This window comes from Niameybacter sp., from assembly GCF_036655075.1.
In the GTDB taxonomy this organism is placed as follows: domain Bacteria; phylum Bacillota; class Clostridia; order Lachnospirales; family Cellulosilyticaceae; genus Holtiella.
On record NZ_JAVVQU010000024.1, the window covers coordinates 23,151 to 45,648 of the forward strand.

23 protein-coding genes and 1 tRNA gene are annotated in these 22,498 nt (G+C 36.0%); 22 read left to right on the forward strand and 2 right to left on the reverse strand.

The features are described 5' to 3' along the window. The first annotated feature begins 11 nt into the window (after positions 1–11). The 20 genes from RRY75_RS08240 to RRY75_RS08335 all read left to right on the forward strand — a co-directional run bounded on the left by RRY75_RS08240 (position 12) and on the right by RRY75_RS08335 (position 18,844). Positions 12–734, forward strand: coding sequence for a SpoIIIAH-like family protein (locus RRY75_RS08240; RefSeq protein WP_332493032.1), 723 nt, complete (start codon positions 12–14; stop codon positions 732–734). Positions 735–938: 204 nt separating this feature from the next. Continuing rightward, a complete protein-coding gene (locus RRY75_RS08245) occupies positions 939–1,355 on the forward strand; it encodes an Asp23/Gls24 family envelope stress response protein (RefSeq protein WP_332493031.1) in 417 nt (138 codons plus the stop codon). A 51-nt stretch (positions 1,356–1,406) separates the two neighbouring features. After that, positions 1,407–1,808 carry a transcription antitermination factor NusB gene (nusB, locus tag RRY75_RS08250; RefSeq protein ID WP_332493030.1) on the forward strand — a complete coding sequence of 134 codons (402 nt, stop codon included), beginning with the start codon at positions 1,407–1,409 and terminating at the stop codon, positions 1,806–1,808. 2 nt (positions 1,809–1,810) lie between these two features. Next, positions 1,811–3,010 (forward strand): exodeoxyribonuclease VII large subunit, encoded by a 1,200-nt coding sequence (gene xseA, locus RRY75_RS08255; protein WP_332716329.1) that lies wholly within the window; start codon positions 1,811–1,813, stop codon positions 3,008–3,010. Positions 3,011–3,014: 4 nt separating this feature from the next. Next, complete coding sequence (gene xseB, locus RRY75_RS08260; RefSeq protein ID WP_332493028.1) at positions 3,015–3,245, forward strand: exodeoxyribonuclease VII small subunit; 231 nt, start codon at positions 3,015–3,017, stop codon at positions 3,243–3,245. After that, positions 3,238–4,113, forward strand: coding sequence for a polyprenyl synthetase family protein (locus RRY75_RS08265; protein ID WP_332493027.1), 876 nt, complete (start codon positions 3,238–3,240; stop codon positions 4,111–4,113). Before xseB ends, RRY75_RS08265 begins: the two co-directional genes overlap by 8 nt. Before the next feature lie 9 nt (positions 4,114–4,122). Then, on the forward strand, positions 4,123–4,569 hold the full coding sequence (locus RRY75_RS08270) for a divergent PAP2 family protein (RefSeq protein ID WP_332493026.1): 447 nt from the start codon (positions 4,123–4,125) through the stop codon (positions 4,567–4,569). Between the two features lie 70 nt (positions 4,570–4,639). Beyond that, complete coding sequence (gene dxs / locus RRY75_RS08275; protein WP_332493025.1) at positions 4,640–6,514, forward strand: 1-deoxy-D-xylulose-5-phosphate synthase; 1,875 nt, start codon at positions 4,640–4,642, stop codon at positions 6,512–6,514. Further along, positions 6,514–7,320 carry a TlyA family RNA methyltransferase gene (locus RRY75_RS08280; protein ID WP_332493024.1) on the forward strand — a complete coding sequence of 269 codons (807 nt, stop codon included), beginning with the start codon at positions 6,514–6,516 and terminating at the stop codon, positions 7,318–7,320. Before dxs ends, RRY75_RS08280 begins: the two co-directional genes overlap by 1 nt. Before the next feature lie 13 nt (positions 7,321–7,333). Further along, positions 7,334–8,194 carry an NAD(+)/NADH kinase gene (locus RRY75_RS08285; protein ID WP_332493023.1) on the forward strand — a complete coding sequence of 287 codons (861 nt, stop codon included), beginning with the start codon at positions 7,334–7,336 and terminating at the stop codon, positions 8,192–8,194. Positions 8,195–8,203: 9 nt separating this feature from the next. After that, positions 8,204–8,656 (forward strand): arginine repressor, encoded by a 453-nt coding sequence (argR, locus tag RRY75_RS08290; RefSeq protein ID WP_332527605.1) that lies wholly within the window; start codon positions 8,204–8,206, stop codon positions 8,654–8,656. Positions 8,657–8,670: 14 nt separating this feature from the next. Continuing rightward, the gene (gene recN / locus RRY75_RS08295) at positions 8,671–10,365 is read left to right on the forward strand and encodes a DNA repair protein RecN (protein ID WP_332493021.1); all 1,695 of its coding nucleotides are present in this window, start codon (positions 8,671–8,673) and stop codon (positions 10,363–10,365) included. Positions 10,366–10,475: 110 nt separating this feature from the next. Further along, the gene (gene spoIVB, locus RRY75_RS08300; protein ID WP_332493020.1) at positions 10,476–11,660 is read left to right on the forward strand and encodes a SpoIVB peptidase; all 1,185 of its coding nucleotides are present in this window, start codon (positions 10,476–10,478) and stop codon (positions 11,658–11,660) included. 120 nt (positions 11,661–11,780) lie between these two features. Beyond that, positions 11,781–12,626, forward strand: a complete 846-nt coding sequence (gene spo0A / locus RRY75_RS08305; RefSeq protein WP_332493019.1) for a sporulation transcription factor Spo0A — start codon at positions 11,781–11,783, stop codon at positions 12,624–12,626. A 317-nt stretch (positions 12,627–12,943) separates the two neighbouring features. Beyond that, on the forward strand, positions 12,944–13,099 hold the full coding sequence (locus RRY75_RS08310; RefSeq protein WP_332493018.1) for a hypothetical protein: 156 nt from the start codon (positions 12,944–12,946) through the stop codon (positions 13,097–13,099). Continuing rightward, positions 13,092–13,667: a TIGR03943 family putative permease subunit gene (locus RRY75_RS08315; RefSeq protein WP_332527606.1), complete on the forward strand. Its 576-nt coding sequence runs from the start codon at positions 13,092–13,094 to the stop codon at positions 13,665–13,667. Before RRY75_RS08310 ends, RRY75_RS08315 begins: the two co-directional genes overlap by 8 nt. An 84-nt stretch (positions 13,668–13,751) precedes the next feature. Further along, complete coding sequence (locus RRY75_RS08320; RefSeq protein WP_332527607.1) at positions 13,752–15,116, forward strand: MATE family efflux transporter; 1,365 nt, start codon at positions 13,752–13,754, stop codon at positions 15,114–15,116. 74 nt (positions 15,117–15,190) lie between these two features. Beyond that, complete coding sequence (gene sfsA, locus RRY75_RS08325) at positions 15,191–15,886, forward strand: DNA/RNA nuclease SfsA (protein WP_332493015.1); 696 nt, start codon at positions 15,191–15,193, stop codon at positions 15,884–15,886. A gap of 189 nt (positions 15,887–16,075) precedes the next feature. Then, positions 16,076–16,687 carry a hypothetical protein gene (locus RRY75_RS08330; protein ID WP_332493014.1) on the forward strand — a complete coding sequence of 204 codons (612 nt, stop codon included), beginning with the start codon at positions 16,076–16,078 and terminating at the stop codon, positions 16,685–16,687. Between the two features lie 849 nt (positions 16,688–17,536). After that, entirely contained in the window at positions 17,537–18,844 is a 1,308-nt protein-coding gene (locus RRY75_RS08335; protein WP_332716341.1) for a hemolysin family protein, read from the forward strand. Positions 18,845–19,071: 227 nt separating this feature from the next. On the opposite strand, the gene RRY75_RS08340 is transcribed toward RRY75_RS08335, so the two are convergent. After that, positions 19,072–19,144: transfer RNA gene (locus tag RRY75_RS08340), tRNA-Pro, on the reverse strand. A gap of 803 nt (positions 19,145–19,947) precedes the next feature. Here RRY75_RS08340 and RRY75_RS08345 point away from each other — a divergent pair. Both RRY75_RS08345 and RRY75_RS08350 read left to right on the forward strand, forming a co-directional pair. Beyond that, the gene (locus RRY75_RS08345; RefSeq protein WP_332493012.1) at positions 19,948–20,244 is read left to right on the forward strand and encodes a hypothetical protein; all 297 of its coding nucleotides are present in this window, start codon (positions 19,948–19,950) and stop codon (positions 20,242–20,244) included. 1,234 nt (positions 20,245–21,478) lie between these two features. Next, positions 21,479–22,036: a Uma2 family endonuclease gene (locus RRY75_RS08350; protein ID WP_332527785.1), complete on the forward strand. Its 558-nt coding sequence runs from the start codon at positions 21,479–21,481 to the stop codon at positions 22,034–22,036. Here the strand turns inward: RRY75_RS08350 and RRY75_RS08355 are convergent. Beyond that, the coding region (locus RRY75_RS08355; protein WP_332716346.1) for a tyrosine-type recombinase/integrase at positions 21,996–22,498 on the reverse strand (503 nt) is incomplete at its 5' end. The two genes, RRY75_RS08350 and RRY75_RS08355, sit on opposite strands and share 41 nt — an antisense overlap.

Genomic DNA, 22,498 nt, shown 5'->3' on the forward strand with positions numbered 1-22,498 from the left:
GTTTATAAAGTATGTTCCAATTTAAAAGAAATCAAGTCATTGTAACAGTCCTTGTATTTATGATAGCCATTGCAGCTTATTTAAGTCTAACGGAAGCACCTACTAATTTAACGGTGCCTGATGTAGCAGATAGTGATGGTCTTACAATTGATATTGCAGATGCAGAGATTGACCAGGACTTCTTTGATGCATTTGGTGTGATGGAAACTTTACCACCAGATGGAGATGATGCTCTGATCGGTATGGAGTCTGTAGAAGTTTCTACACCAGGCAACACCGTTGGTACTAAAGAAGTAGTCATTGCGAAGAAAGATGCATCTCAAGAGAATGTTGCAACAGTAGATAGTAAAAATGTAGATGTAAGCTACTTCGCTGAAGAAAAAATGCTTAGAGAGCAATCTCGTGCAAAACAAATTGAAACATTAAACGAATACGTTGCAGATCCAAATTTAGACAAAGAATCTAAATCAAAAGCTGCAAACGACCTTTTAACGATTCAAGAACGTATTGAAAAAGAAACAGGCGCAGAGTCTCTTCTTCGTGCAAAAGGATTTAAAGATGTATTTGTAAGAATGGATGCAGACACAGTAGATGTGGTTGTCAATAAAGAAGAAGCTTTAACAGATGGCGAAATTGCTCAAATCGAAGAAATTGTTCAGAGAAAAACAGGTTATACAGTTGGACAAATTAAAATTTCTTGTCTCAAAGTTAACAATCAAACAGCTAATAAGTAAGAAATGCTCCTCTAATACCTACAAAAAGAGTGAGATAGTCGAATTTTTATTCGATTATCTCACTCTTTTTGTATAATCTAATTTGCAACTTGGGTATATTTTGATATAATAAGGATAAATGGAAAGCATCTTTAGAAAGCCTACATGTATAAATGCTAGTAAGTTGGGTATTTCTATAATAAAGAAAAATGGGAGGCAATTACTGTGGAAGATAATAAAGTGATTGATGTAGATTTAGAGTTAAATTTAGATGGATATGCAGAAAATAAAGAAGCAGGCGAAGTTCAAATTGCTGACGATGTCATCGCGGTTATTACAGAAATTGCTGCTTTAGAAGTAGAAGGTGTATGTGCCATTGCAGGTGCTAAAAATGATATTGTTCAAACAATTCGTGGTAAAAAAGCATCAAAAGGCATCAAAATTGAAGTGAATGAAGATGAAGTACATGCAACATTAGCGCTTGTCGTAAAATATGGCATTAAAATTCAAGGGACTTGTTTAAAAGTACAAGAAAAAGTTAAAAATTCTATTGAAACAATGACAGGTCTTAACGTACAATCAGTAGATGTGCATGTTGTTGGGGTAGACTTTACACAAACGAAACCTCAAGAAGAACACTAATTTGTTGAGCTAACCTTAAAGGGTTAGCTTTCATTAATAAGGAGATAAATAATGACAAGACGTGAAGCTAGAGAATTAATCATGAAAATGCTCTATGAAATGAGTTTTCAACCTGAAAAAAGTCCAGAAGTCGTATTAACAAACTACTTAAATGAAGCAAAAGGTAAAGTTAAAGAGTTCATTATAAATGAATTTAAAGGAATCATCGAGCACCAAGAAGAAATTGATACAATCATTACAAATAACTTACAAAACTGGTCAATCAGTCGTATGGCTAAAGTGGATCATATGCTTCTTCGTATGGCAACTTATGAACTTAAATGGGGCCAAGATATCCCAGATAAAGTAGCGATTAACGAAGCTATCGAAATTGCTAAAGTTTATAGTACAGATAAATCACCTCAGTTCATTAACGGTATTCTCGGAAACATCGCCAAGTCTATTGAGGCATAGGTATGAAGCGCAAAATCGTAGCTGTCTCAGAAATTAACCGTTATGTAAGTCGTCTATTAGAAGAAGATTATTTGTTATCAGATGTATGGCTTTCGGGAGAGGTTTCAAACTGCAAGTATCATCAATCGGGACATATTTATTTTACAATCAAGGACCCCTTTGGAAGCTTAAGTGCAGTCATGTTTAGTAAAGATGCAGCTACATTAGATTTTGTTTTAAAAGAAGGGCTGAAAGTGTATGTGAGAGGGCGACTTGCTCTTTATGAAAAAACAGGACAATTTCAGTGCTATGTATGGGAAATTGAAAAGCAAGGTCAAGGAACACTTTACGAACAGTTTGAAAGACTAAAAAAACAACTAAGTGACGAAGGACTTTTTGACCCACATTATAAAAAAGCTATTCCAACTTATCCGAGTAAAGTAGGCATTATTACATCAGCAACAGGTGCTGCCATACAAGATATTTTGCAAGTTTCAAGAAGAAGAAACAATGCGATGCCTTTGTACATTTATCCAACGCATGTACAAGGTGAGTATGCAGTAAGCGAAATTGTAGAAGCTATAGAACGTGCTAACTGCGAGCAACTTGTAGACGTTCTCATTGTAGGACGTGGAGGTGGCTCTATAGAAGACTTGTGGTGTTTTAATGATGAGCGGGTGGCACGCGCCATATTTGCTTCACAAATCCCCATTGTTTCTGCAGTGGGACATGAGGTGGATTTTACAATTTCAGATTTTGTAAGTGATATGAGGGCTCCAACACCTTCTGCAGCTGCAGAACTTGTAGTGCCTGACAAAGAAGCTTATCTTCTAAAACTTGAAAGAAGTCGTAGCCTACTTAAGCATCATGTAGAGAAACACTTACAAGATGAAACAAGAAGACTTGAGCATTTACTTTCAAGACCTGTTTATAAGCATAAAGAAAAATATTTTGCAGACCTTAAGATTACACTAGATTATAAGGTCGAGGCTTTAAACCATAATTTTGAGAAGCAACTGGCACTAGCGGGCACCACTTTGAATGCGCGCATAGGACAGTTAGAAAAGCTTTCACCCCTTTTAACTTTAAAAAGAGGCTATAGCTTTACAACAACTACGAACGGTCAGGTTCTGACCTCTACAAGTCAAGTTGAAGTAGGCGACTGCGTTCAAGTTGAAGTAACAGATGGCGTACTCTTGGCGAAGGTAGAAAAGAAAGGATAAGCACATGGCTAAAAAAACAACCAAGCATTTTGAAAGTGCAATGGAAGAACTTGAACAGCTTATTTATGCTTTAGAAGAAGGAAAGCTTTCATTAGATGAAAGCATAAAGAGCTATAAAAAAGGGATAGAGCTGGCAGCTTTTTGTACAGATATGTTACAACAAGCGGAACAGCAAGTTTATATTTTAGACCAGAATAAATGGAATAAGATGAATGGGGAAGAGGAAAATGAATAGTAAATTAGAATGCTATAGGGAACAAATTGAAAAGCAACTAGAATCTGCACTACCTACAAACAGTGCAAAATTTGGGGTACTTTACGATGCGATGCGCTATAGTCTATACGCTGGGGGAAAGCGCATTAGACCTATTTTAATGAAACTAAGCTTTGAAGCTGTGGGTGGTGAAGGTGACATTGCACCTTATCTATGTGCGATTGAGATGATTCATACGTATTCACTTATCCATGATGACTTACCTGCTATGGACAACGATGACTTAAGACGTGGTAAGCTAACCAATCACAAAGTGTTTGGAGAAGCAACAGCTATCTTAGCTGGAGATGCACTACTTAACGAAGCCTTTACTTGGATGTTGCAAGATGCACTAGAACATGATGATATGAGACGTGTACAAGCAGCACATACACTTGCAGAAGCCAGTGGAAGTGAGGGCATGATAGGTGGGCAAATTCTAGACATGCAAAGTGAGAATAAAGTCATTACCTTAGAAGAGCTTCAAGCAATTCATGTACATAAAACAGGTGCATTAATTGCAGCAGCTGTGAAGATGGGTGCCCTTCTTGGTGGAGGTAGCCCAGAAGAAGTCACAGCCTTAACGTTTTATGGGAAATATTTAGGGCAAGTTTTCCAAATTGTAGATGATGTACTTGATAAGACCTCTACCAATGAAGAACTTGGAAAACCTGTTAAGAGCGATGTGAAAAACAATAAAAATACGTATCTTTCTTTCTACGATGTGGATACTTGTTATCAAATAGCAGAGGACTTAACAGTCAAAGCCATTAAGTGTCTTGAGCGCGTACAAGGCGATACAACATTACTTGAACAGCTAGCAACTCGCTTAGTTCATAGGAAGAATTAGGGGGGACCCATGAGAGCATTAACAGAAATCTTTAGTAATAGTCTTTTGATGGTAGCACTCTTAAGCTGGCTTGTGGCACAAGTACTCAAGGTGCTTTTGACTTTAGTGAATGAACATCGCTTAGATTTTCATAAGCTTGTGGCGTCTGGTGGGATGCCAAGTTCACATAGTGCCATTTCTACTTCTTTAGCGATAGGAGTGGGGCAACTTCATGGTTATGATAGTGCTTTATTTGCTATTGCAGCAGTGTTAAGTTTTATTGTGATGTATGATGCTGCCAATGTACGCCTTGAAGCAGGAAAACAAGCAGCACTTTTAAATCGTATTATCGATGTCATGCAAGACCCAAATGTCACACTAGAAGTACGTCTTAAAGAGCTTTTAGGACATACACCACTGCAAGTAGCAGCAGGTGCTGTGTTGGGTATAGTAATGGCTTTAATTCTTATACCTTAACTAGAAGAGTGGCATTTGCCACTCTTTTCCACTAAAAAAATAAAATTATAAAAAGTGATGGATAGATAAAATGTTAAAAACATTAAATAGGATTAAAAGTGTAGAAGATTTGAAAACGTTAAATACAGATGAACTTCAAGTCTTGGCAAAAGAGATTAGACAGTTCTTGATTCAATCTCTTTCACGTACAGGAGGACACTTAGCGTCAAACTTAGGCGTAGTAGAACTCACTTTAGCGCTCCATTACATCTTTGATTCCCCACAAGATAAAATGATTTGGGACGTAGGACATCAAGCTTACGTACACAAAATTTTAACAGGGCGAAGAAAAGGGTTTAAAACATTACGTAAAACTGATGGAATGAGTGGGTTCCCAAAACGTAAAGAGAGTGTACATGATGTGTTTGAAACAGGTCATAGCTCGACTTCAATTTCAGCCGCACTAGGGATGGCAGTAGCCCGTGACCTAAAAGGTGAAGACAGCCATGTCATTGCTATTATCGGAGATGGTGCCTTAACAGGTGGTATGGCCTATGAAGCAATGAATAATGCGGGAAGAGGACACAGCAATCTTATTGTTATCCTCAATGATAACGAAATGAGTATTTCAGAAAATGTAGGGGGGATGAGTAGACACTTAAATCACCTCCGTTCAAATAAGGATTACTTGCGTGCAAAAGAGGATATTGAAGGCTTACTTCACAAAGTGCCAGTGGTTGGGACTCGACTTGTAGATGTGGTACGCAAAACCAAAGAAGGGGTGAAAACCATTCTTGTGGAGAACACTTTGTTTGAAGAAATGGGCTTTACTTATTTAGGGCCTATAGATGGACATAATATGTCTGACCTTATAGAAATTCTTAATAATGCAAAAGCTATGGAAGGCCCTGTACTTATTCATGTAAAAACGCTTAAAGGTAAAGGCTACAAACCAGCAGTAGAACAGCCAAGTGCCTATCATGGTGTAGGACCTTTTGACTATAAATTAGGTATAGTACCTAAAAAGTCTAATGCCTATACGTTTTCAGATGCCTTTGGCTATGCCATGGTCAGCTTAGGGGAACAGGATGATACAATATTGGGGATTACAGCAGCTATGTCAGATGGAACAGGACTGAATCATTTTGAGAAACAGTTTCCAAACCGTTTCTTTGATGTAGGGATTGCCGAGCAGCATGCGGTGACTTTTGCAGCAGGTCTTGCAGCAAGTGGGTTTAAACCTGTATTTGCAGTATATTCTTCATTCTTGCAACGTGCTTATGACCAAGTACTTCACGATGTAGCCCTTCAAAATCTCCCCGTTGTATTTGGCATTGACCGAGCAGGCCTGGTAGGTGAAGATGGAGCAACGCATCAAGGGATATTCGATATAGCCTTTTTAAGCAATATACCGAATATGACTATTCTTTCAGTGAAAATGCCAGAAGAGATGGAGGCGGCACTTAAATATGCCATAAGCCTACATGCACCAGTAGCCGTTCGTTATCCTCGTGGAACAGTGACCTTAGATAAAAAGTATCAAATTGACTATAAAAATGGCGATTTAGTAACATTAGAGGAAGGTGAAAATATCGTACTTCTTGCAACAGGAAAAATGGTGCAACAAGCACTAGAAGTGAGGCAAGCACTAGAAAGTTGTGGCTTACAAGTAGCTGTTGTAGAAGCACCTTGCGTTGTGCCAATTGATGAAAAGGGACTAGAAGACATAACCTGTCAGTATTCATGTATCTTTACTATGGAAGACCATGTTTTAAAAGATGGATTTGGTGCACAAGTGGCACAGTGGATGGCACTTAATAGCAAAACTAATACATTCTATAGCTTTGCTTATAAAACAGGTATTGTAGAACATGGAGATATTCCATCTTTACTCGAAAAAGAAGGTTTATCCTTACATCATATGACGACTAAAATTATAGAAATCACAAAGAAAGAGAGAGCATAATGGCAGATAAAGAAAGACTAGACGTTCTCATTGCAAACCGTGGGCTTGCAGAATCTAGAGAGCGTGCAAAAGCGTATATTATGGCAGGCGTTGTATACGTCAATGGACAAAAGGAAGATAAAGCAGGATTAAAAATAGATGTAACCTCCAATATTGAAGTGCGTGGAAAAATGCGCTATGTAAGCCGTGGAGGCTTCAAGCTTGAAAAAGCTATGGCACAGTTTCCAATTACTTTAAACGACAAAATCTGTATGGATGTGGGTGCTTCTACAGGCGGGTTTACAGACTGTATGCTTCAAAATGGTGCAGTGAAAGTATATGCTGTTGATGTAGGATATGGACAATTAGCATGGAAACTTCGTGCGGATGAAAGAGTTGTGTGCATGGAAAAAACCAATATGCGCTATGTCACTCACACAGAAATTCCAGATGAAATTGAATTTAGTTCAATCGACGTTTCTTTTATTTCTTTGACAAAAATATTACTTCCTGTATATAATTTACTTAAAGATGGAGCAGAAGTGGCAGCACTCATTAAGCCACAATTTGAAGCGGGTCGTGAGCAAGTTGAAAAACATGGAGTAGTTAAAGATTCTAAAGTACACAAACAAGTTATTTTAAAAGTATGGGAATATGCACTGAGCATTGGATTTAGTGTACATGGACTAGATTTCTCACCTATTAAAGGACCTGAAGGTAACATTGAATACTTAATCTATCTTAAAAAAGATGCAGAAGCTGAAAGTGGCTTAGACAAAGAAGTATTGTCAGAACAAATTGTAAAGGCGTCACATGATTCATTATAGGCAGGTGGGATAAATGAAACGTATTGGGATTGTCCCAAATCTCTTAAAAGATAAAGACCTTGAAACAACTAAGCGTGTCGTTACGTGGCTTTTAAATAATGAAATAGAAGTCTATATTGCTTATCATATTGGCTCCCTACTCGATGAGAGTCTACACCTTGTAGAAGAAGAAGTCATTTACAAAGAGTGTGAAGCAATCATCGCAATAGGCGGAGATGGCACTATTTTAAGTGTTGCTCAAAAGGCATGTCTGTATGATTTGCCAATCATGGGGATTAACCTTGGGAGACTAGGATTTTTAGCAGATGTGGAAACTTCAGAAGTACAAGAACTTTTACCTAAACTTATTCAAAACCAATATATTATTGATGAGCGTATGATGCTTATGGTGAAGGTCATAGAGCCTTCTGGAGAAGCTCATAAGTTCCAGGCTTTAAATGACATTTATGTAGCACGTGGAAGTTCTTCTAGAATTTCTGAATTTGAGATTAAGGTCAATGATCAGTTCTTGGACATCTATCCTGCAGATGGTATTATTTTTGCTACACCTACAGGGTCTACAGCCTATAACTTGTCAGCAGGGGGGCCTATTGTGTCCCCATCTACACATCAAATCATGATTACACCTATTTGCCCTCACTCAATCTATTCACGTGCAGTCATTGTAGCAGATACAGACCACATTGACATCAAAACCAATAACTATGATGGCACGGTACTCGAGCTTGTAGTGGATGGACAAATGAAAATGAATATTACCCCAATGCATCGGATTGAAATACAAAAAGCATCGTATACAACTAAGTTAATCAAACTTTCTGACTTGCATTTTTTTGAAATCCTAAGAAAAAAAATAGTGGAGAGGCGTAAATAAACTATGGGAATGAAAGAACAAAGACAGTCGAAAATATTAAGTCTTATTCAAAGACAAGAAATAGAAACACAAGAGGAACTGGCAGAAAACTTAGAAAAAGCAGGCTTTAAGGTTACACAAGCAACTGTTTCTCGTGATATTCGTGAGTTGAAGTTGACAAAAGTTGCTTCAAAAAATAATGCTCAAAAATATGTGGCCCTTGCAAACTACGAAAACCAAATTTCAGAAAAAGTCATTCGCGTGTTTAAAGCAGGATTTGTTTCAATGGATGTGGCACAAAACATCTTGGTCATCCGCACATTAACAGGTATGGGGAATGCAGTAGCAGCAACTATAGATGCTTTTAACCATGAGGAAATTGTAGGTACATTAGCAGGTGATGACACTATTTTTTGTGCAATCCGTGATCTTGAAGAAATGGGCAATGTGATTGACAAATTCCAAGAAGTTTTAAACTCTTAATAAGGAGAGATGAGATGCTTACTTGTTTACATGTAAGAAATATTGCACTTATTGAGGAGATTACATTAGACTTCCATCCGCATCTTAATATTTTTACAGGAGAGACAGGCGCTGGGAAGTCTATGCTCATTGACTCGATTCAATTTGCAATAGGCAATCGTACGTCTAAGCAAATTATTCGTAAAGGTGAGCAATGTGCTTATGTACGCCTAACTTTCTGTGATGAAAAGGGGTTTGGCATACATTATTTAGAGGAACAGGGTTATCCTTATACAGAGCAGACCATAGAAATGGAGCGTATCTTATACGTTTCAGGACGTACAGTGTATAAAATCAATGGTGTGACGTGTACGAGACAACAAGTGAAAGAGCTAGCAGCCCTTTTAATTGATGTACATGGACAACATGAACCTCAATCCCTTTTAGATGTATCTACTCATATTGGCATGCTAGATAGCTTTGGTGATGAAGCCTTCCTAGACTTAAAGGAACGATATAAAACACAATATGAGCGTCTTGTAGCGGTTAGACAAGAGCTTGATAGAATCAGCACAGATGACCGTAAGAAGTTACAAATGCAAGATATGCTAGAATTTCAAATCAATGAAATTACAGCATGTAATTTGAAGGCAGATGAAGAAGAAAACTTAAAGAGTCAGTATGATGTTTTGTCCCATGCAGAGAAAATCTTAATGCAATGTCAAAAAGCCTATGAAGCCTTAGAAGAAGGTGGAGGACATCAAGCTGGCGCACTAGAACTTGTAGGACGTGCAACACAACATATTCAAGATGTGAGTAACATCAATGAAGAGCTAGGCAGTTTGCATGCAAGGCTATTAGCAGCAGAAGCCGAAATGCAAGACATTACTTATCAGATGAGACGTTTTGTAGATCAAATTGAGTATTCTCCAGAGCTGTTACAAGAGATTCAAACAAGACTGGATACAATTTACCGCTTAAAGCAAAAATATGGTAGCTCTATTGCTGAGATTTTAACGTATCAAGCTAACTGCGAAAAAGAGCTAGAAGAACTACTAGGGAGTACTGAGAACAAAGAAAAGCTTGAAAAAGAAGTGGAGCGTTTAGAAGAAGTATTAGCAGCACTTGCTCAAGACTTGAGTTTAAAACGTCAAGCTGTTGCAAGTGCTATAGAGGTGCAAATCAATGAACACTTACATGACTTACAGATGCCTCATGCGGAGTTTAAAGTTGCTGTAGAGGTACAGACAAGCTTTAATAGGAATGGGCAAGACGGCGTAGAGTTTTTAATCCGAACCAACTTAGGTGAGGATATGCATGGATTAGCTAAAATTGCATCAGGTGGGGAAATCTCACGTGTTATGTTAGCTATCAAGACGGTACTTGTATTGGGTGATACTATTGAAACGGTTATTTTTGATGAAATTGATACAGGAATTAGTGGTGTAGCTGCTCAAAAGGTAGGGGAAAAACTGGCGGTTATTTCTAGAATGCGTCAAGTCATTTGTATTACCCATTTACCTCAAATTGCAACTATGGGTGACCAAAACTACCTGATTGAAAAGACCGTGGTTGATAACCATACAAAGACACATCTCAGCACAATTTGTGAAGAAGAACTGCAAAAGGAGCTTTGTCGCTTAATGGGTGGACTGATGACAGAAAGTACCTTAAAAAGTGCAAAAGAACTTAAAGAAACAGCAAATACGTATAAAAAAGGCATCGTGTAAACGGTGCCTTTTTTATGCAAATCTTACCTTGGTAACTCTTGAATAAATGTATTTGTAAAAGGAGAATTTAAAGATATGACAGCGTAAATAGCAAAGACAGGATGTGCAAAATGAGACAGAAAAAACAATATAAAAAACTGCTTTGCGGTCTATCACTTCTAATTTGTTTATTGATAGGCAGCCCATTTATCTTTTCTTATGTGTTCCCAAATCATATTCAACTTGCCCAAGGTAGCTCCTATGAAAAAGTCGTAGACTGGCCTTTATGTGCAAAAAAAGCGATGGATGACAACCTGCAGATTTCTTTACTGGGTTATATTCCACTCAAAACGGTTAATGTGGATGTCGTCAAACCTAAAGCCGTCGTGCCTTGTGGACAGCTTATTGGAGTAAAAGTAGAGTCAGAAGGGATTTGTGTACTTGGTACAAGTCCTTTTACAAGCGAAGAAATAGAAGTATCTCCTTGTAAAAATAAACTTTTTAAAGGGGATATGATTTTAAAAGTAGAAAAAGTAGAGATAGAGTCTAAAGAACATTTGAAAGAACTCGTAGAAGCTTCAAATGGAGAAGCGTTAATGGTTGAGGTAAAAAGGAAAGATGAAATTTTAGAAGTAAGTATTCGTCCAGCGTATTGTGAAAGTGAGTCAGTTTATAAATTAGGCCTATGGGTAAAAGATAGTGCCCAAGGAATAGGAACACTTACTTATTATGACCCTGAAAGTAAAGTTTTTGGGGCGTTAGGACATGGTATTAACGATACAGACCTGAAAAAGTTACTTCCAGTGAAAACAGGAGAGGTCACAAAAACAGCTATCACAGCCATCCACAAGGGGGAAAAAGGTGAGCCAGGTGAACTTAAAGGAATTATAGAGTACACGCCTAAAAATATTTTAGGAAGTATTGCAAATAACACAGCACTCGGTATTTTTGGCAGTCTTAACAGACGAGGCGAAAATTTATTTAAAAATAGTGCTATGCCCATTGCGTATCAAAATGAAATTGTAGAAGGAGAAGCTTGTATTTTAAGCAATATATTAGGTAATGAAGTCAGAAGTTACGAGGTCATGATTAAGAAAGTCTCTCGTTATACTACAGAGCCTGCAAAAGGTATGGTCATTCAAATTACAGATCCAACCCTTTTAGAGATGACCAATGGTATTATTCAAGGAATGAGTGGAAGTCCTATTTTACAAAATGGTAAAATAGTAGGTGCTGTAACTCATGTATTTATTCAAGACCCCACAAAAGGATACGGAATTTTCATTGAAAATATGATTAATAATGAAATAAAATAGATTTTACTGTAAAAAAAGTCCTATATGTAAGAATATGGTATTGATTTAATTTTTATAATTAGATATAATATTATTAGATTTTAGTAAAACATTGTACTTATATAGCTAGGGGGAGTCATTTTGCAAGAGAAAAAAATTAGAATCGTGTTGGCTGATGATAATAGAGATTTTAGCCAAATTTTAAAAGAATTTTTGAATAAGCAAGAAGATATGGAAGTAGTTGGGGTAGCAGCTAATGGTTTAGAAGCATGTGAACAAATTAAAGCTTTACTACCAGATGTTTTAATCTTAGATGTGATTATGCCTTATTTAGATGGTATTGGTGTCCTTGAAAACCTTCAAAGTATGGATCCAAATCATAAACCATTAGTTGTCATGCTCTCAGCAGTAGGGCAAGATAAGATTACAGAACGTGCTTTATCATTAGGTGCAGCCTACTACATTGTCAAACCATTTGATATGGATACATTGACAACACGTATTAGACAGCTTAAAAACATGACAAGTAGTATCAGACAAACGAGTGAACCGACACCAACGTCTGTTACACACTCATCATCTATTTTCCAAACAACAAGTGTCAAACCACAAACACGTCCAGTGGTTACACCACATAGTTTAGAAACAGAAGTAACCAATGTTATTCATGAAATTGGAATTCCAGCACATATCAAAGGGTATCAATACTTACGTGATGCTATTATTATGGCAATCAATGATATGGATATTCTCAATTCCATCACAAAACAACTGTATCCAAACATTGCGAAAAACTACAATACGACGCCAAGTCGTGTAGAACGTGCTATTCGTCATGCTATTGAAGTGGCATGGAGTAGAGGCAAGATGGATACTATTGATCAACTCTTTGGTTATACTGTAAACAATGGAAAAGGAAAACCTACTAATTCTGAGTTTATCGCACTAATCGCTGATAGATTAAGACTTGAACTTCAAGTAGGGTAAAGTGTTGGGAATACTAGAGATGTGAGAAATCATGAAACCAACTAATATTTTTATTAGTTAGTCTATAAGCAGATTTTTTCATGGCTAGGCCAACGAACATTTTAAGAATGACCTATAAACTCTCTTGATTTATTGAATAGTAAAAATTTCAATAAATCAAGAGAGTTTTTGCATGTTTACAGAGCTTTTTATCGTTTAGTACTTTTAGCAATTGGTATAGGGGGAGTAGTGAGGATAATAAGCCTATGAGGGTGTAGACAAGGGGGTCAAAGAAGAGGTATAGTATAGGAGTAGATTTTATAAAAGGAGTTTATACCATGGATAAAGAAAATATAAAACCAATTCAGCAACAAGAAACAGAAAGTATCACATATGATGAAGCTTTTACAAAGTTAAGAGCTTTTATTCAAAAAACAAGACAAGAAGAGCATGCACAGCAAGAAGCTGAAAAAGGTGAGCAACCTCATGCTTAAAATAAAGCGTATTTTAGGAGGCACAGGTTTATTGGCCTGTGCTTTCCTTATAGGATGTGGAAATCAGCAAGTAGAAGTGCCGTTAAAGGCGGGAAGTGCTACAACCCAGAGTGTAACTGGCGGAGTAGGAGAAAGTGCCACAGCGGGGCAAGAAGGCGTAACTGAGGTAGGTGAGAAACCTTATCTTAATGATTTGCAAGCACCCGAGGGTGTAGATTATATCATAGAAGATGAAAACTTTGTACAAGATATGGACCAGCTCTATATGGGTTTAGATGATTATGTAGGAAGAACGTTGCAGTATGAAGGGATGGTGAGTGAAATGGATCCAGGCCGCTATACTGTCATTAGGATCTATGATATGGGACATGAAGACCATGCCCATGAAATTTTTGTAGGGCTAGATACTACCTATGAAGGGACATGGCCAAAAGATGGAACATGGGTGCGTGTAGTAGGTACAGTGGCAGTGGGTGAGCCGGTAAATGAGGGAGAAGAACCTTTTCCAGTGCTTGTAGTGAGTGAATTAGTAGAAATTCCTCCAGGACTTGAAAAGGTAACGCATTAAGAAAAAAGACATTCTTAACATAAAAAGTTGACCCTAGAGCAAACTAGCGCTAGGGTCTTGTTATGAAACAGAAAGAGGATAACTATGGAAAGAAGAATTGACTTAACAGAGGGACATATGATCGGAAAGCTGATTAAACTGGCCCTTCCAATTATGGGGACGTCATTCATCCAAATGGCGTATAACATGACAGATATGATTTGGATTGGACGTGTAGGCAGTAGTGCTGTAGCAGCAGTAGGGACAGCAGGGTTCTTTACTTGGCTAGCTATGGCGTTTATTATGATTTCAAAAGTGGGGGCAGAGATTAAAGTAGCCCAAAGTATTGGAGAAAAGGACTTAGAAGGTACCAAGCACTACATTACAAGTGCAGTACAAGTAAACTGTGTATTGGCCATCTTCTATGGCATTGCATTATTGATTCTGGCGGACCCTTTGATTGGTTTCTTCCAACTAGGGGATGCCCATATTATAGAAATGTCTAAGACATACTTAGTTGTCATGGCATTAGGTATGGTTTTTTATTTTATGAATCCAGTGTTTACTGCTATTTTCAATGGACTTGGAGATAGTAAGACACCTTTTATTATTAATACTATTGGACTTGTTTTTAATATGGTATTTGACCCAGTCTTGATTTTAGGATTAGGCCCTATTCCAGCAATGGGTGTATTCGGTGCCGCACTTGCTACCGTAGTAGCACAAGTTGTGGTAACAGTATGCTTTATCATTGTACTTGCTAAGCGTAAAGAAAGTTATTTACATATTAATCTATTTGCAAAACCTGAGTGGCAAGCCATTAGAACTTTATGTGTGATTGGTTTCCCAGCAGCAGTACAAAGTGGGCTCTTTACTTTGTTCTCTATGGTTATTGGACGTATTATTGCCGTATTTGGTCCTGTACCTATAGCCGTTCAAAAGGTAGGCTCACAAATTGAGGCCATCTCTTGGATGACGGCGGGAGGCCTTTCTACAGCGCTTGGAACTTTCACAGGGCAAAACTATGGTGCAGGCAAATATGACCGTATTGAAAAGGGATACCGTGTGACTATGGGGCTTTCTATCGTCTTAGGACTTTTTGCAACGATATTACTTGTAGGCTTTGGTCGTGGTCTGTTTAGTATTTTTATTCCAGAAGCAGATGCCATTGCTGGAGGCGAAGTTTACTTACGTATTTTAGGATATTCTCAACTTTTTATGTGTATGGAAATTACGACAACAGGTCTGTTCAATGGACTTGGAAGAACCTATATCCCTTCTGTAATGAGTATTATTTTGACAGGAGCGCGCATACCGATGGCTTATATCCTTTCACAGCCTAATGTCCTTGGCATTGATGGGGTGTGGTGGAGCATTACCATTAGTAGTGTTGTTAAAGGTCTTGTCATTGTAGGAATTTTAATTTATTTAGTGAAGCGTAATAAGTTGTACAAAGAGAGAGTAGCCTAGGCTACTCTTTTATACTACGCATACATTTTATGTTATTTAGTTTATAAAAAATAAAAAGTTAAAGGAGGCTTAAAATGTATTACTCAAATTGTATAGAAGCGATTTTTATGAGCCGTCCCAACCGTTTTATTGCTTACTGTGAAGTTGGGGGCGAAGAGGTGAAAGTCCATGTAAAAAATACAGGACGTTGTAAGGAACTTTTGATTCCAGGTGTCACTGTCTACTTAGAACATAGTGATAATCCAAGTCGTAAGACTGCCTATTCCCTCATTGCGGTAAGAAAGGGCGAACGATTGATCAATATGGATTCTCAGGCACCGAATAAGGTAGTATATGAAGCACTTAAGAATGGAAGCTTAAGCTTGCCTGGATTAGAAGGTGTACTGACACATATTCAACCTGAGAAGACGTACAAGGATTCACGTTTTGATGTTTACTTAGAGACAGATAAAGAAAAAGTCTTTGTAGAAGTAAAAGGTGTAACTTTAGAAGAAGAAGGCATCGTAAGATTCCCGGATGCACCAACTGAAAGAGGCAAAAAACATGTGTATGAACTCATGGATGCCTTGCAACAGGGTTACAAGACGTATGTCCTTTTTGTCATCCAAATGGAAAGGGTTAACTATTTTACACCTAATGTGGTCACTCATGCGGCATTTGCCGAGGCCTTACGTGAAGCAGCTGGGAAAGGTGTGCAAATTTTGGCCTATGACTGTGTGGTGGCACCAGGTGAGTTAACACTTGGGCAGCCTGTGGTGGTTAAACTTTAAACGTATAAAGTAAAGACTATCAAGAAAGAGGTCAAAGAATGAAAAAAATAAAGATTTTACAGGCATAGGGTAAAGAGGAACGTTTGAAACTAGAATTTTAGCCGCTTAAAAGTTTTCAAAAGGAGGATGAACACCTTAACTGAAACAAGCATATAGTGAACTAAATATATATATATAGAAGGTGAGGGGATGTGGCTATTCAAGCGTATCAAATTACGCGTTAGTGAAATGCAAAAGATCAGTAAGTATATAAGGGTAGACTGTAAATTTTTAATCATTGCATTTTTTATGTGTTTGCTCCCCATATGCATTGCTTCTTTTGCGAAGGGGATTAGTGACCATGGGAACATGATTATCATTCGAACTATGTTTTCATCTCTTTTAGGCTACATTATAGAAAATATAACAAACAGTGATAAAAACAAGAAGTCAGATAAATGCATAGGCAAGACAAGTACAATAGGTTTTGATGTGAATAAAGATCAGGAAGAGACAAAAACAAGCGTTGTAAACAAGAAATCTAATGGCATAGGAGAATCTACACAAGATAAAACAGGACCTGCAGAGGACCCAGAAATCAATACAATTATCACGGAACTTGAGAACAATCAGGAACAAATGCCTGAACTGAGAATACTCATTATCGGCCACATCCTCCTCTTTATAACACTTATCTTAATCGCAGGCATCCTTGTACAGGTAGACCAAAATAATCAATCTTTAGTTTTACTCAAGAACACAGCTTTTGCATGTGTTGGATTTTTGATTAGTGCAACGAAGAGTAATATGAACAATAAATAAGTGTAGTTATGGGTATCATGAAAAAAGCATCTCCTAGGAGGTGCTTTTTTGTTTGCTATTGGAATAGAGCCTTTTATTCAAAAAAAGCTTGTAAAAAGTAAAGTTCTAGACTAACTAGACAGTCAAAAGTTTTCTAACTTTAAGAAGCCTGGTGAACCTCATCAAATTCAAGGTCTCCCTGCTTAGATTTAATTATTCGTGTTATGCTTAAATCCTTATTTTTGCCCAAACTGCGAAAAATACTTTTCCTTAAATAACAAGCTACGCTGGCCTCTGACATTATTTCTTTTGAAAGTGTCCTAAGATATCTGAAAGACTTAGGATTCACTTTGCCTGAAAAGTGCATTGCAAGTATCTGTACTCACTAAGATACACTGTTTACCTTGATAAGTTACAAGTACAAAGCGCAGTTCTTGATAAAGCTTTGGGCCCCAGAGAAGATTAATACAGTAATAGCTTACTGTTTCTTCTTTTCCATACATTAAGATTTGTGTCGTTGTAAAAGCATCTTTTTCTGTAGTAAAGAGGTTTTGAAGTTTGACATCAGCACCCTTCTTTGCTGGTCTACCCCTTCCATTTTTTTGACTGGTGAGTGTTCGTAAGCTTTATAGGATATTTTTGCTTTGGCTACTATAGGCCCAAAGATGTATTCAGCTTTAGAACAGTTTTCTGATTCTTGATGGGTCTTTTTATATAATGAAAAAAGGTCGATAAAAAGGATGTCCTATGAGTCGTGTTTAACTGAATGGTTAGAGGAAGAATTGTTAATTTAATAAAATATAGTGTAATTTTATATTAGTGTATGGTATTATAGTATGAAGATTTTAATAATAGAGAGGATGAATAATTTTGGAACCGGATTCGGGAAGTATCATAGGTCAGTTGGTTTTAATACTTTTACTAACAGGAGTGAATGCATTTTTTGCCTCAGCAGAGATGGCAATAGTAGCTGTCAACAAGAACAAGATTAAAAAATTAAGTGAAGAGGGGAATAGTAAAGCTAGATTGCTTGAAAAATTTATTGATGAGCCAAGTCACTTCCTTTCAACGATACAGATTGGAATAACATTAGCAGGTTTTTTCTCAAGTGCATCAGCAGCTACAGGCATATCAGGATATATTGCTAGATCTATACAAGCGCTAGGTGTACCTTATGCTCAAGAAATTTCCATGATAGGTGTTACCCTTTTACTTTCATATTTTACCTTAGTATTTGGAGAGCTCGTGCCTAAAAGAATTGCATTAAAAAAATCAGAAGGTATAGCACTGTTTTCGGTGAAAATCATTTATTTTGTAGCCACAATTGCAAAGCCCTTTATTAAAGTTTTATCATTATCAACAAGTATTGTTTTAAAGTTAACAGGGAATAGTCAAGAGAATATAGAGGAAAAAATATCAGAAGAAGAGATTAGAGCCTTAATTTGTCAATCAGAACATGATGGATGTATTGAAGATGAAGAGAAGAATATGATAGATGGGGTATTTGAATTTAATGATAGAACTGTTAAAGAAATTATGACACCTAGAAAAGACACTTTTATCATTAATGTTGAAAATGATATAGAAGAAATACTAGATAGAATTATGAAATTGAACTACTCGAGAATTCCTGTATATGAGCAAAATATAGATAATATAATAGGCGTACTTTATGTAAAAGATTTACTAGTTGAAGCTAGAAAAGTAGGTTTTCATGCTATAAGCATAAGAAAGATTTTACATGAGCCCTATTTTGTTCCAGAAAGTAAAAAGACAAATGCGCTTTTCAAAAACTTTAAAGAAAAGAAAAATCATATGGCGATACTCATTAATGAATATGGTGGATTCTCTGGTATTGTAACAATGGAGGATTTGATTGAGGAAGTTATGGGAGAAATTCATGATGAGTACGATATAGAAGAAATTGAAATAAAACAAATAGATGAAAAAACTTTTTTAGTAAAAGGATCTATTGCAATTCATGAATTGAATCATAGGTTAGAAATAGACTTATCTTCAGGTGGCTATGATACACTTAATGGCTATCTAACAACACATCTCGGTGAAATACCTGAAGAGAATGTGAGCATTGAATTAGAGCACACCAAGTTTAAAATTAAAAAGGCAAATAGCAGAAGAATTGAACAGATTCAAATAGAGATAAATAAGGATAAATGAAAAAATGGATGCAAAAACAGAATCTCCTTCATACGAGTATTGCCCATTCTGTCATAAACAATTGAGATAGTAAAAATATACATATATTAGGTAGTCCATAGGGACTACTTTTTTATTGGAGAAAACACCATGAAGAAAGTTTGTAGTATGGAAGCTCTTAAGGCATTTTAAATGCACACAAAAAAAAGAGAAACCACTGTATTTTCAATGGTTCCTCTACATTTTAATCGGAATGACCAGACTTGAACTGGCGACCTCCCGCCCCCCAGACGGGCGCCCTACCACCTGGGCCACATTCCGTAGTATTTGCAATGATTTGGGGGATTGTATATGTAAGAAACTTTTCTGGAGACTCCTGTCTCTAAAAATATAATATCACTTTTTTTTAGTATTTTCAAGAGTTTTATATGAACTTTGGAACGCCCGTCCCTTAGAGGAAAAAATAGTATACATTAAATACAGTAAAAATAAGGGCTTCACAATGAAGTGAATAAAAATACATGCATTTTAAAAAAGCAGATTATGAAAAATGTCAACGTAGAGAAAAGCTATTAGAAACACTAGCTAGGCTCTTTTTTTTACTTAGCACACAATATTTCTCACGTTCTGCTTCGGTAAAACTATATTCTTTACTTAATTGAATAAAAGCTGATGGAAATACTCGTTTGGAGATAAGATCATCACGTCCATAGAGCTTTACAACCTCTAGAAATTCTAGGGAGGTTGTATAAACTTGAGTTAGATTAGCTTCATAGTGAGTAGTTGATTGAGAAAAAGTAGGGGTGGTAAGCAGCTCTTTAACAATTTCTTCTTTGAGTAATGCAATTTCCTGCTTAAGTGTCAGATGCCATATATAACTCCTTTTTTGAGATGATATATACTATATATATGTTTGTCTTGGAAAAAAACTACCTAAAAAAGCCATGCTTGTGCATGGCTTTTTTAGGTAGTTTTTTAACAGTTAAAGCAGGGGATTTTTTTTCAGGATAATAAAGAGCACGTTCTTTTACTGTTTACATCAACTATTAAATATGTTGCGATATTATTGTCGATTATTATAGTTAATTGGCAATAATTAAATTATTAAAAGAGGGATTTTTGAAATGAAAACAAAAATTGAAAGTCTTAATGTGTTTAAAAAGGTTGTAATGTCTGTGATGTTAATGTTTGCTTTTATTTTTACATCTACTTCTGTTTTTGCAACTGAACCTAGCTCAAATGATTACCAAACTATCACCTTTTCTAATCTTGAGAGTGTTGGACTAAATGAAAGTATAGAAATGAAAATCACTGATAAAGAGGGTAATCCAGCAACTATTGGAATCGCAAGCGGAAAATGTTGGTTAAAAGGAACCACTACTGGAAGTGATAATGACATTACAGTTACATATCAAATGTAATGCAACTGTATGATTACAACAACTATTTTAGTAGGAACTATATTGATAACACTTATTGTATTGATTCTATTGGTAATATACTTTATTTCTAAAAAATGAAATAGGGTAAAAAGCCCCACAGATAATAAAAAATTATCTTTGACTATATAAATACATAAAAAGATGGAGGATCTTAATAGGTAAGATCCCCCATCTTTTTATGCATTTAGCTATTGGTACTTTTTCATCATTAAATTAAAGGCGTGTAAATAATTATGTGTATTCTCTCTCTTGGAGACAATTAATAACTTAAAGATGGGTAGGTCGTATTATTTAACTTTTGGTCTCCAGAGGCTACATATTTCATACTTGATCTTATTTGGTGAATAATACACCTCTGTAGCTTAGAATTAGGATAAATTGTTCAGCCGTATGAACATTTTTAATCATGATGCTGCCTGAGTTCTCAGCAACATATGAATAAGGAGTATCATATTGTCCGATTTTTGCTCCTTGAGAGCTACAACCGGTAAGCAGAATTGCACAAGTTAATATAAGAAACAGAATAAGCTTTTGATTTAATAAGATGCATTGAGAATCTCCTTTGAATTTAATTTGGCATTGACGCATGAAACAGATGTACTAATGATGGATTCAATATCTGCTACAAATAACCGTAACTGTGGGCACAGATCAATATCGTTATAAGTTAAACTAGAAAAATCTGTTGAATTAGAAGATTTATTTGGATACCTTATGTCCACGTGTAGAGAGTAAATTTCAATTTTGTTATCGTCTAAAAAATTGTTAATGAAAGGTAAGGTAAGATTTTTAGTGGAGTATTTTCTAAGTAGTTGTTGAAGTTCCGAGTCTATCCAAGATTGATCAGATAATTCTAGTACTAAGTTGTCTAGATGATGATTCTTAGGAATAGCCTTGTCGGAGAGAGAAATCAAACCTTTTACTAATAGTTCTAATCCATGAAAAAACAAAAAAAGAGAAGGAGGTAAAGTATTAAAGTCACTCCATTTTGTATCCTCTGTGTATTTTTTTGCAAAGATTCATCTGTAGAACTACCCGAATATACGCATATCCATTTGTTATCAGTCGCTAACATCTTATTCACTAATAGTGATGTTATATTTAAAAATAAAATAGTTTTATTTTGTAGTTTATTATAAGAAGCATTTTATAGTTGTATGTCTGTTAAGACATGCTATACTTATAGTAAAAGTTTTAAAGAGGTGAAAAAGTTATGGCACTTGATTATTCAAATGACAATAGTAAAGAAGAAATCATTAATGGTGTAATTTACAATATGTCTCCTTTAGCAGATGTAAGGCATAGTATGGTTATCAATCGATTGAACGGAAGAATCTCTATACATTTACTGAACAGTACTTGTGACGTTCATGCAGACAATGTTTACTTATATGTAGATGAAAATAATAGAGTCATTCCTGACCTGATGATTGTTTGTGATCGTTCAAAATATAAGAATAATGGTTATCATGGTGTGCCTAAGTTTATTGTAGAAGTATTAAGTAGTAGATATATTAAAAATGATCGCGTAGAAAAGATGGCACTCTATAGCAAAATAGGGGTTCAAGAATACTGGATCGTAGATTATAAAGCAAAAAGAATAGAAGTTTATGATCTAAAAGATGGTAGTTATGTATTAGATGAAACTTATACTTTAGAACTTGATAAAGAAGCAGAAGATTATAATGAAGAGATAAGTGTAAAGCTTAAAACCTTTCCTTTAATAGAAATTAAGCTAAAAGAAATATTTGATTTTGAATGGAATAGATAGTCAAATAATAATGTAGTGCTTTCTTTAATGTTAAGGCCATAGGCACAGTTTGTGTCTTTCTATTCTTAGTATGGCGATAGAAGATTGAATTATTTTCAAAGTTAAAATCTTGTATCTGCATATGTGTAAGTGTAGAGATACGACATCCGGTAGCAACTAAGATGTTTACAGCTACCCAGTTCCTAATTTCAGCAAAATCAGTAGTAGTAGGTTTAGTTAAAAGTCTTTTAAGCTCTTCAGTGGTATAACAGTCTTTAGTAAGTTCATAGTCCTTCTTTATAGGGAATTTAAATTTCTTATCAATATAGCCATTTTCAAGTAACCAGTTGCAATATGTTCTTACTCTTCGTAAGTGTGTTGAAACGGTTACTTTATTTTTATATTTGTTATTTAACAACTGGACATATTCAGAGCCTGTAAAAAATTTTGTGTAAACGATTAAAGACTCTTCCTTGAGGCAAT